This is a genomic window from Protofrankia sp. Cas4 (assembly GCF_963555915.1).
In the GTDB taxonomy this organism is placed as follows: Bacteria; Actinomycetota; Actinomycetes; order Frankiales; family Frankiaceae; genus Protofrankia.
On sequence record NZ_CAUVXL010000090.1, the window covers coordinates 1 to 11,090 of the forward strand.

The following is an 11,090-nucleotide window of genomic DNA, read 5'->3' on the forward strand; positions in this document are numbered from 1 at the left end:
GAGGGGGCGTGGCAGGGCGGGCTGGTCGAGGGTGATGAGGGTGGGGTGCTGGCCTGTGCGCCAGAGGGTGACGGTGAGGAGATGGGCGGCGAGGCGGAGGACGGTTTCGACGGGTCCGAACGTGGGTGGGGTGGTGTCGAGGATGATCGTGACGGGTTGGGGTGGGGATGTGGGGGTGGCGGCGTGGAGGCGGTAGAGGAGGTCGCCGCGGGCGAGGCGCAGGCTGAAAGCGTCGGCGGGGAGGGCGAGTTGGGACGGCAGCAGGTGGCTGATCGTGCCGTGGTGGGTGATGCCGGCGCTGCCGGGGTTGTGGATGGCGGTGGCGGCATGGTTCTGGCTGGTGGTGGTGAGGATGGTGGCGTCGGCGAGGAGCGTCAGGTGTGTGCCGTTCAGCGGGGGCATGGCCGGGGCGCGGTCGCGGAGCCGTAGCGGCAGGGTGGGGTCGGTGGCGATCGCGTCGGGTCCGACGATGGCGAGGAGGGCGGTCAGTCGCCCGTCGATGCGGTTGGCGGCGGTGTGGAGCCGGTCGATGTTCACCGGTGGTGGGCTGGGTGTGCCGGCCGGGCTGTGGAGAGCGGTGTGCAGCATGTCGCGCTGGCCAACCGGGCTGCTGCCCGCCGGTGGCAGATAGGCGGGGTTGGTGTGCAGGTCGGTGGCGAGGAGTGCGGCGAACCCGACACGGGCGGCCGGTGGCCAGGCCAGCTGGCGGAGACGGATGATCCCGGGGTGGGTGGCTAGTGCCCGGATCCGCGGGTCGTACAGCGTGCCGCCCGCATCGCCCAGCTGGCCTGTTCCACCCATCAAATGATCATGGCTGGGTGGGGTGCCGGGCCGGGCGGCTCTACCTGCTGTGATCGCAATCAGGTCGTGGATGGTCGACAGCGGCGGCCACAATTCACCCGCGCCCAGCAGGATCAGACCGGCCGCTTCCGTCTGCCACCGGGACGGGACCGGATCAGCCGTGACGGCCGCATCCGGCCGCGGTGGCGGCACTGTCACGTTCCAGATCCGCACCGTGGCGTCGGAGCTGCCTGAGGCGAGTAGTAGCCGGCCGTCGGGGCCGGTCGCCCACCCCACCGACAAGACCAAGCTGGTGTGGCCGGTGAGGGTGTGCAGGGTGTGGCCGGTGGTCGGATCCCAGATCCGCACCGTGGCGTCGGCGCTGCCCGAGGCGAGTAGCAGCCGGCCGTCGGGGCCGGTCGCCCACCCCACCGACCAGACCGTGCCGGTGTGGCCGGTGAGGGTGTGCAGGGTGTGGCCGGTGTGCGGATCCCAGATCCGCACCGTGGCGTCGTCGCTGCCCGAGGCGAGTAGCAGCCGGCCGTCGGGGCCGGCCGCCCACCCCACCGAGTAGACCGGGCGGGTGTGGCCGGTCAGGGTGTGCAGGGTGTGGCCGGTGTGCGGATCCCAGATCCGCACCGTGGCGTCGTTGCTGCCCGAGGCGAGTAGCAGCCGGCCGTCGGGGCCGGTCGCCCACCCCACCGAGTAGACCCCGCTGGTGTGGCCGGTGAGGGTGTGCAGGGTGTGGCCGGTGTGCGGATCCCAGATCCGCACCGTGGCGTCGGCGCTGCCCGAGGCCAGTAGCAGCCGGCCGTCGGGGCCGGCCGCCCACCCCACCGACCAGACCGTGCGGGTGTGGCCGGTCAGGGTGTGCAGGAGGTGGCCGGTGTGCGGATCCCAGATCCGCACCGTGGCGTCGTTGCTGCCCGAGGCCAGTAGCAGCCGGCCGTCGGGGCCGGCCGCCCACCCCACCGACCAGACCGGGCCGGTGTGGCCGGTCAGGGTGTGCAGGAGGTGGCCGGTGTGCGGATCCCAGACCCGCACCGTGGCGTCGGCGCTGCCCGAGGCCAGTAGTAGCCGGCCGTCGGGGCCGGTCGTCCACCCCACCGACCAGACCGTGCCGGTGTGGCCGGTCAGGGTGGCCGGTGGTTCGGTGACGACGACCTCACCCGGCCCCCACGGCTCGTCCGACCGCGGAAGATCCCACCGGCGGATCTGGCCGTCATCGCCACCGGTGACGATGATCGGAGTGCCATCGTCGGCGGTGGACGCCGCGACCGTGAGGACGTCGGTCGGGTGGGAAAGAATGTCGATCTGGTCGCCTGCGTCGGCGTCCCAGATCCGGACGTTGCCGTCGTTACCGCCGGAGGCGAACATCCGCCGGCCGTCCGGCCATGGCACCCAGCACACCGTCCACACCGGCGCCCCGTGACCTTCCAGCGTCTGCAGCAGCCGTCCGCTGATGACATCCCAGATTCGCACCGTATGATCGTGGCTGGCCGAGGCTAGCAGCAGTTGGGCGCCCTCGCCCGCGGCGAATGCCAGCGATGTGACCCACCCGGTATGGCCGTCGAGTTCCGCCAGAGGCTCCCAGCCTCGTGCCAGCCTCGGGCTGTCTTCTGGATCCCAGTCTGGCGGGGACCACAGCCGGATCGTCCGGTCGAGCCCGCCGCTCGCGAGCACGGGTTGGCCGTTGACTGCGACCCCGAAAGCGAGCGCCAGCACCCGGTTGTCGTGGCCGGATAACTCACTCGACATTCCCGTGCGCCATCCATCCACCGTCGATGTCGCCGGCAGCATGTGCTGTGTGTGCACGATGGCGCTGTCCCCCGCGTACGCGAGCAACCACGAGCCGTCCGACTGCCGTGTTGTGGCGACCGCTCGCAGCGCGCCGCCGAGCCAGCCCTGGGTTGGCGCCGCGTCGCCGTCGATGACGGTGACGCGGTTCGTCCCGTCCTCGGACACGGACGCCACCGAACCGCTGCGCCCCAGTTCACAGGCGGCGATCGCGCGCACCTGGGACTCATGCCGGGTAATGGTTCGCGACGCACCGGACCCCTGGGTATCCCACATCATCACAGCGCCGTCGGCACCGCCGGAGACCAGTTGGCGGGAGCCGTAGGCATGATCCACGAACGCCAACGACCACACCTGGCCTACGTGCGACCCGACGACCCGCGGCCGGCGGGGCGTCGGATCGGTCGCGGGGACCGCGGGCTTGTCACCTGTGGTGACGGCGGCAGCCGGTAGCGAGGACGTGACCTCGACATCCCAGATCCGGACGGTCCGGTCGGCGCTGCCTGAGGCGAGTAGTAGCCGGCCGTCGGGGCCGGTCGCCCACCCCACCGACCTGACCCAGCTGGTGTGGCCGGTGAGGGTGCGCACGGTGTGGCCGGTGGTCGGATCCCAGACCCGCACCGTCCGGTCGTTGCTGCCTGAGGCGAGTAGCAGCCGGCCGTCGGGGCCGGTCGCCCACCCCACCGACAAGACCGGGCCGGTGTGGCCGGTCAGGGTGTGCAGGGTGTGGCCGGTGGTCGGATCCCAGATCCGCACCGTGGCGTCGTCGCTGCCTGAGGCGAGTAGCAGCTGGCCGTCGGGGCTGGTCGCCCACCCCACCGAGTAGACCGTGTCGGTGTGGCCGGTGAGGGTGTGCAGGGTGTGGCCGGTGTGCGGATCCCAGATCCGCACCGTGTCGTCGGCGCTGCCTGAGGCGAGTAGTAGCCGGCCGTCGGGGCCGGTCGCCCACCCCACCGACCGGACCGGGCCGGTGTGGCCGGTCAGGGTGTGCAGGGTGTGGCCGGTGTGCGGATCCCAGATCCGCACCGTGTCGTCGGTGCCGCCGGAGGCGAGTAGCAGCCGGCCGTCGGGGCCGGTCGCCCACCCCACCGACCGGACCGTGCCGGTGTGGCCGGTCAGGGTGTGGCCGGTGCTCGGATCCCAGATCCGCACCGTCCGGTCGCCGCCGCCTGAGGCGAGTAGCAGCCGGCCGTCGGGGCCGGTCGCCCACCCCACCGAGTTGACCCAGCTGGTGTGGCCGGTCAGGGTGTGCAGGGTGGCACCGGTGTGCGGATCCCAGATCCGCACCGTGGCGTCGTCGCTGCCTGAGGCGAGTAGCAGCCGGCCGTCGGGGCCGGTCGCCCACTCCACCGAGTTGATCTCATCGGTGTGGCCGGTCAGGGTGGCCGGCGGTTCGGCGACGACGACGTCACCCGGCCCCCACGGCTCGTCCCACCGCGGACCCGGCCCGGCCGGCCGCGCACCGTCCGGCCACGGCGGCATCCCCGACGGATCACCCGTGCGGCCCACGGTGCGGGCATGCGCGACCGCCCAGGCGCGCAGGGCGCCGTCCACGGGCTGGGCGTTGCGCGAGGAGGCCCCCGAACCGTTTCCCCGTTGCTCGTCCACACCGCCCCCGTTACCCACCGGCGTCCCGTCGGCGTCCCACCGACTGCTCACCGGAACCGCCCTGCGACGATCAGCGTAACCCCGCCGACGACACAGCCCACCCGATATCGGGGGCCGGTCAGCCGGCGGTGGGGTCGACGCCGTATCGCTGCGCCAGCAGGCGGAAAACCCGGTTGTGGGGTTGGTCGCGCAGGGCGGAGGTCAGCAACGCCCGGAACGGCGTCGCGACCGCGCCGTTCTCCAGGTCGATGAGAATCATGTTCCAGATCTGCTCGGGTACGGCATTGGCAAAGCCGGGACGCCGCGACCGCGGATAGCCGATACGGCTCAGCATCCGCTCGGCCGCCATGTCGGTGGTGAAACTCTCCGCCAGGGCGGTCAGCAGCGCATCCCGATCGTCACGGCTCAACGAGATGTCCACACCGGCCGATCCCGAAGCTGTCCGTGCCGCTGCCGCTGGCTCGGGCCGGTCATCCACCGCAACCGCCTGAAGTGCCCCCGGGCCGGGACGTGCAGGCAGCAGCGGGGGATTCCCCAGCGCAGGTTCGATCTCCAGCGGCCGACCGAGCAGGACCCGCAGGAGGGTCTCAAGCCCGGCATCGGAGATCTCATCCACCTGGTAGTGGGTGGTCGAGTAGGGCCGGAGGAACAGCGGGATGTCGTCGGCGGTCGCGTCCGGGAGGACGACCGGCAGAACCCGGAGCAAACCCGCCCGCTGGTCGCGATAGATGACCTCGCGGACCAGGCCGGCCTCCCACTGCACACCACGACCGTCGTCGGCGGCGGCATCCCCGTCGGCCCGACGCCGATACGCGGGTGATGCGATCACCAGGATGAAGTCGGCCGCGCGGATCTCCCGCTCCATCCACAGGGTCCAGTCCTGCCGCCGCTGGGACGCGGGCAGGTCGCACGTCGCGTCGATCCCACGCATGCGCAGAAACCAGTAGAGCTCCCGCACGGACTCGTCGTGTCCCGCGGACTCCTGCGCCCCGCCAGCGTGCGCGTAGGAGATGAACACCCTCGGCGGACGTTCTGTCCCCGCGTCGGCATTGGCGCCGGCTTCGGCGCCGGCACTGGCTTCATTGCTCACGCATACCTCCTGCTGCGGACAGGCAGGCAAATCGTAGCCATCACCCGGTGTGCCGATCCCACCCGGACCGCCATAGCCGTAGCACGCAATATCATCCGCAGCCTGCGCCCTACAGCCGGGTCAGAGTACCCGAGCCCAAGACCGGATTGCCTTTGATGAATTGTCCGTTCGTCGTTGTGGCGCCGAGGATCTGGTAGGTGAGCCTGGAGCTTTCCTGCAGTGTCACAGTGACCTCGAACTTGCTGAAACACTGAAGGCTCGGGTTGTATGTCGTATTTTGTCGCAATACCAACGGTCCGCCGCCGGACTCCAGAACCAACACCCCCGAACAGCTGAAAATCGGTACCTGCCACGAACCGACCCCGGTGCCCACACTGCCGGCACCGATTTTCAACGTGAGCTGGTAGGTGGCATTGTTTGACTGCGTGACCACGCCTGTCCACGTGCCTTGATAGCTCGAAGGGACAGCAGCCGCGTTGGGAGGTGACGTCGTGAATCTCGAAGAGGTAGCGGCTGCGGTGGGATGTGACGCCGTGAATGCTGCCTGGGTCGGCAGCGGTGTCGGGAACGTCGGCGTGGGGCGCGGGGAGGGGCCCAGTCCGTACCCGTTAGTGAGGACCGCGCCGGCGATTGTGCCAACCACACCCAGGAGACCGGCGATCCAGGCTGCTTTGATGGTGTCGCTGGTGGGCATGGCGCATCTGCTCCCCCGTGGAAGACGCTCGGCTCGGGTTGATCGGCGGTGTCCGTCTTCGTCGACGCCCATCGACGATAGAACAGCGCGAAATGGCCGTACAGGTCTCACTCGCCGATCTGCCGACACATGCCGATAATGCTGATGCTGCGGGTGGGCAGCGTCGGTCGATCCGGGCCGCTGCATGCCGCCGCGGACCCGGGCCGGCGGTGGTCGGGCCAGCGCCGGCCCGGGTCCGCGGCGGTCGGGTCAGCGGTAGTCGGGGTTGGCGTATTCGTCCCGACAGCCGGCGTCCCAGGCCGAGCGTTGGTTGCCGTGCGTGGGGATGCCGCCCGCGTCCTTGAGCATCTTCGCCAGGTGCAGCAGGTTCCAGGTCATGAACGCGGTGTTGCGGTTGGTGAAGTCGTTCTGCGGTCCGCCCGAGCCCGGATCGAGATAGGACGGCCCTGGTCCGGCCTCACCGATCCATCCCGCATCGGCCTGCGGCGGGATCGTGTACCCGAGGTGCTGCAAGCTGTAGAGGACGTTCATGGCGCAGTGCTTCACGCCGTCCTCGTTTCCGGTGATCAGGCAGCCGGCAACCCGGCCGTAATAGGCGTACTGGCCCGCTTCATTGAGCAGATGCGAGCAGGCGTACAGCCGTTCGATCATTTTCTTCATCACGGAGCTGTTGTCGCCGAGCCAGATCGACCCGGCCAGCACGAGGATGTCGGCCGCCAGAACCTGCTGGTAGATGGTCGGCCATTCGTCACTCGGCCAACCGTGCTCGGTCATGTCCGGCCACACCCCGGTCGCGATATCGTGATCAATCGCGCGGAGCACCGTGACCTCGACACCGCGCTCACCCATCAGGGCGGCGCTGCGATCGATCAGACCCCCGGTATGGCTGAGTTCGGGTGAGCGCTTGAGCGTGCAGTTGATGAACAACGCCCGCAATCCGTCGAACCGCCATGTGGTCTCGTCGCTGTTCGTCGTCATGACACGCTCCCCGGTCCCCGTATGGCGCAGCGACGCCACGGTGGGTCGCAGCCGTCGGTCCACCGTGATCTAACCACCGCCGCCGGCAGTCGACCAGACCGCGCGGACATCCCAGACCGCGCGGGGAGAGCGGATCATGCAGTAAGGATGTGAATTTGCTGCTACTACAGCAGCACTGGATTCACATCGTTGAGCCGCTGCTCGTGGACGGCCTGCTGGTGGCCCAGCCGCTGCTGGTGCCCGCGGTCGGTGGGGGGCCGCCCCAGCCGCTGCGGATGCCCGGTCAGCGGCGGCCATCCCAGCCACGTTGGCGGAGCGCCTGCGCGACCTGGGCGGCGACGCGCTCAGGATGCTCCCGCAGCAGCCACGTTGGGAAACGCAGGATCAGACGGTCCTGGAGCACTCCGAGATTCTGCCGGGCCAGGTCATCCCACCATTGCCGGGCTTCCCGGTGTGCGGCCCCGTCGATCTCCACCCAGACCCGCCATGGCTCGTACCAGACGTCCAGGTAGCGACGACCGCCCAGCTCGACCATGTGCTGGCGCCGGGCGGGCGGTAGGCCGTGGCGACGCTCGATTCGCCGGTACAGCATCTCCGCCACTGACTCAGCGCCAACATCAAGATCTGCCAACGTGTCGACGATCAGGCGGCGACGCCGCGCTCGCCCGCGCTGGTCCAGCGCAGCCCGCACTTCCCCGACGCTGACCAGCCGTTGCTGTACGGAGGCGGCGAGCGCGGCCCTGGCGTCGTCGTCCCGGGCCGCCCAGCCCGCCATGTCGACGACCGAGCGGGCGAACCTGGTCCGCGGGGGAACGCGGACCGGATGGACGTTGGCTGAGGTGAGTTGGCTGCTGCGGTGCACCACGATCCCCTGATGCCCGGTGAGCTGCCGGTCTGACGGCACAGTGACGAACACGGTCGCCGCGTCGAACCCCCGCAGACCGTCGAGCGTGGCCGCTGTGGACCCGGCAAGGACGGCTCCCGGCCCGGCCCGTTCCAGCGCGCACCAGAGCCATTGGAGACGGGTCAACGGCCCGGAGTGGGTGACGACGACTCCCCGTAGCGGCCGTTGCCACCGACCTGTGCTGACCCGCCACCGCAGTTCCCCGGGGCGCAGGCCGCCCGCGATCGCGTCCCGCACTGCCATCACGCCGCTGCGATCCCGGGCGATCATCTCCCATCCGCCGTCGTGCGGACCTGCGGTGGACGTCACAACTATGAACGGTGACAGGGCACACGCCCGAAGTCGTCACGCTGGCGTCAGCTGTGGATAACCGTCGGCCCGCCGACCGAAGGATGTGAATGTGCCGTTGCTGGAGTGGATAACCGCCGGCCCGCCGGCCCATCGACCGAGGGATGTGAATCTGCTGCTACGGGAGCAGCACGAAAGTCACATCGTTCGGACGACGCTGGCCCGCAGCCTCGGACGACGCTGGTGCGGGTGGGGGTTCGGACGACCGCAGGCCCGGAACCCGCTCCAGCGGCGGCTTTCACGGTGGCTTTCACGGTGGCTTACGCGGCGGTCAGTCCCGATTGCCGGGCGACCTTCCCGGCGACCTGACGGGTGAGGTTCTGCTCGCGCGTGGGGTCTGGCAGTCCGTTCACCTGGATGACTATAAGGGAGCTCTCGACGCGGCCGGACATGATGAAGATCATGTCGACTGTGATGGGGACCCGTTTGCTGTTGGCGGTCACCGTCACGCTCATGCGTATGGCACCCGTGGCACCGGTGGGCGGGGTCAGCGAGCGGGTCGAGTTGAGGGTGGCATGCGCGCCGCTGGCCGCCATTCCTTCCTGGAGCGACTGGAAGAAGAGCTGGCCAAAGCATTTGGGTGCCTGGGCGCGGGTGAGGATGGCCGCATCACGGGTCACGTCGGCCGCTGGGGCGATCTCCGCCTGCGAGCCGACCGTGGTCAGTCCGTCGGTGCTCGAGAGGAAAGGGCCGTCCACCGTGTCGGTTGCGTGGTCTTGGACGTCGGCGAGCGGTACGCCGAGGCAAGACGCGATCTTGCTCTCTGCTATCTGCGGATTCGCCTGTTTGTCGGGGGATGTGTCAAGGATGAAGCCGGCCGTTTCGGGGCCTTGGGTAAGGACGAAGTCGCCCGCATGCAGGATCGGTGCCGCGGCGGCTGCCGGCGCGCTGGCCTGCGCACTGGCTGGCGTGTCGACCGGTTTGTCGGCCGGCGCTCCGGTCGACGTCCCGGCCGGCGTACCGGCCGGAGCACCAGCTGATCCGCTGGCCGGAGCGCTGACCTTCCGACCCGAGGCCGTGCCGCCGCACGCAGCCAGGCTCAGCAGGCCAAGCAGGCCGAGCAGGCTGATCCCCACGACGGCTGCCTTTGATAAGACTCGATGTTGGAACGATTGCCGCAGTTCCATGCTTCTCCCCGCTTCTCACTGGTCTACGTTGCGTGCCGATCGACGGATCCACAGCGCCATCTTGTGACCTCTTGTGACCTTTTATGACCACAAATGAACCATACGGAAGTGCCCAGTATGGACGGAGCACCGGCCACGGGTCGCGTCAGTCATCGTCTGGATGCTCTGCGGGATGCGTGCGGGGGTCGGCATCGTGGGCCGTCAGCCCGATGGTGCCCGGCGCGACCAGCCGTGCTGCAGGTAGGCGGTCTGCCCGGTGCGAAGTGCGGCCACGCACGCCTGGATGCGTCGGGCCGCCCGTGGGAGGAGCAGCGTGTCGCACTCGGTGGGCGTGCACAGCCGCCAGGCGGTCAACTCGTCCGGCGGTAGGCGCACGCTGTGTTCGGCATCGGTTTCGGTGAGTGTTCCGCCATCGAAGATAAAGTGGATCAGCGGCGGTCGTCCGTCGTCCTGGGCGGGGACCCAGTCGACGCCGAGTAGCCGCCCCGGCTGCAGCTCCAGCCCGATTTCCTCCCGGACTTCGCGGCGGGCCGTCTCCCAGGGGTACTCGCCCGGATCCATGGCGCCACCGGGGAGCAGCCAGGTGTCGGTGCGGTAGGTAGGTTGGACGAGCAGGACCCGGCCGCCTGGATCGCGAAAAAGCGCCCCGGCTGCGGCGAGCACCCGGGGAAGGGTTGCGTAGAAATCGGCGGGTGGCAGCTGTGCGTTGCTCATATCACCTCTGATATCTCCGGCGTTCACACCCGACCGTTCACACCCGACCGTTCACATTCGACCGTTCACGTTCGCCAGTTCACGTTCGCCAGTTCACGTTCGCCAGTTCACACCCGACCATTCACGTTCAACGTAAGTTTCCGTGCATCCGTCGGATAATCAGGCGCTCCGGCGGGTATGTGACCATGATGGAACGCTGGACGCGCGCGATGATCCGTTATCGGTGGGCTGTCGTGGCGGTCTGGGTGGTTGTCTTCGTCGTGTCGAGCGCTGCCGCGTCCGGGCTGAGTCGCCTTCTGACGAATCGCTTCTCGCTGCCGGGTACCGACACACAGCGAGCGGAGCGCGTCCTCGATGACCATTTCGGTCAGAAGAGTACCGGATCCTTCATGATTGTCGTGCGCGGCGCGCCGGGGTCTGCCCCGCAGCTCCTGCCCACGGTCGATCAGGCGGCGCACAGGGCGGCCGGCGTTCTTCCCAGTGGGGAGGTCGCATCGGTTCAACCGGTGTCCGCCTCCATCGTCAACGCCCGCATCGTGTCGAATCTCGAGCCGGCCGACGCGAAAGGCTATACCGACAGGATGCGGGCAGCGGTCGGCACGGTACCGGGTGCTCATGCCTACGTCACCGGCCAGGCTGCGATCGAGCATGACCTCGATCCCGTGTTCAAGCACGATCTCAAGGTCGGCGAACTCTACATCGCCATTCCGATCGCGCTCGTCATCCTCGCGTTCGTCTTCGGGACGTTGGCCTTCCTCCTGCCTTTGATCTTCGCTGCGGCCGCGATCCCGACGACCCTTGCGATCATCTGGGTTTTCGCGCACTACATGGAGCTGTCGACGTATCTGCAGAACCTGGTCACGCTGATCGGCCTGGGTATCGCTGTCGACTATTCGCTGCTCATCATCTATCGCTACCGGGAGGAGCTCCACAGCGGTAAGGCGACGCAGGACGCGATCGTCGCCACGATGGCGACAGCCGGCCGCGCGGTCGTGTTCAGCGGCACGGCGGTCGCCATCGGTCTCACGCTGATGCTGGCCATGCCCCTGC

8 protein-coding genes are annotated in these 11,090 nt (G+C 69.0%); 1 reads left to right on the forward strand and 7 read right to left on the reverse strand.

Annotation, left to right across the window (positions count from 1 at the left end; translation table 11 throughout):
- The 7 genes from U9979_RS08475 to U9979_RS08505 form a co-directional block, all read right to left on the reverse strand.
- Positions 1-4,236, reverse strand: a 4,236-nt coding sequence (locus U9979_RS08475) for a WD40 repeat domain-containing protein (protein ID WP_322778930.1), incomplete at its 3' end; no start/stop codon positions are given.
- 67 nt (positions 4,237-4,303) lie between these two features.
- Entirely contained in the window at positions 4,304-5,275 is a 972-nt protein-coding gene (locus U9979_RS08480; protein ID WP_322778931.1) for an effector-associated domain EAD1-containing protein, read from the reverse strand.
- A 109-nt stretch (positions 5,276-5,384) separates the two neighbouring features.
- A complete protein-coding gene (locus U9979_RS08485; protein ID WP_322778932.1) occupies positions 5,385-5,969 on the reverse strand; it encodes a hypothetical protein in 585 nt (194 codons plus the stop codon).
- Positions 5,970-6,218: 249 nt separating this feature from the next.
- Positions 6,219-6,947 carry a flavodoxin family protein gene (locus tag U9979_RS08490; protein ID WP_322778933.1) on the reverse strand — a complete coding sequence of 243 codons (729 nt, stop codon included), beginning with the start codon at positions 6,945-6,947 and terminating at the stop codon, positions 6,219-6,221.
- A 283-nt stretch (positions 6,948-7,230) separates the two neighbouring features.
- Positions 7,231-8,121: a hypothetical protein gene (locus tag U9979_RS08495; RefSeq protein ID WP_322778934.1), complete on the reverse strand. Its 891-nt coding sequence runs from the start codon at positions 8,119-8,121 to the stop codon at positions 7,231-7,233.
- A gap of 338 nt (positions 8,122-8,459) precedes the next feature.
- Positions 8,460-9,275 (reverse strand): hypothetical protein, encoded by an 816-nt coding sequence (locus U9979_RS08500; protein ID WP_322778935.1) that lies wholly within the window; start codon positions 9,273-9,275, stop codon positions 8,460-8,462.
- A 252-nt stretch (positions 9,276-9,527) separates the two neighbouring features.
- Positions 9,528-10,040 carry an NUDIX hydrolase gene (locus tag U9979_RS08505; protein ID WP_322749952.1) on the reverse strand — a complete coding sequence of 171 codons (513 nt, stop codon included), beginning with the start codon at positions 10,038-10,040 and terminating at the stop codon, positions 9,528-9,530.
- A gap of 209 nt (positions 10,041-10,249) precedes the next feature.
- Between U9979_RS08505 and U9979_RS08510 the strand changes: the two genes are divergently transcribed.
- Positions 10,250-11,090, forward strand: an 841-nt coding sequence (locus U9979_RS08510; protein WP_322778936.1) for an MMPL family transporter, incomplete at its 3' end; no start/stop codon positions are given.

What these genes read in the sequence shown, in the direction of transcription:
- U9979_RS08485 (WP_322778932.1), bottom strand. Translation starts at nt 5,969, where the DNA reads ATGCCCACCAGCGACACCATCAAAGCAGCCTGGATCGCCGGTCTCCTG.
- U9979_RS08490 (WP_322778933.1), bottom strand. Translation starts at nt 6,947, where the DNA reads ATGACGACGAACAGCGACGAGACCACATGGCGGTTCGACGGATTGCGG.
- U9979_RS08495 (WP_322778934.1), bottom strand. Translation starts at nt 8,121, where the DNA reads ATGATCGCCCGGGATCGCAGCGGCGTGATGGCAGTGCGGGACGCGATC.
- U9979_RS08505 (WP_322749952.1), bottom strand. Translation starts at nt 10,040, where the DNA reads ATGAGCAACGCACAGCTGCCACCCGCCGATTTCTACGCAACCCTTCCC.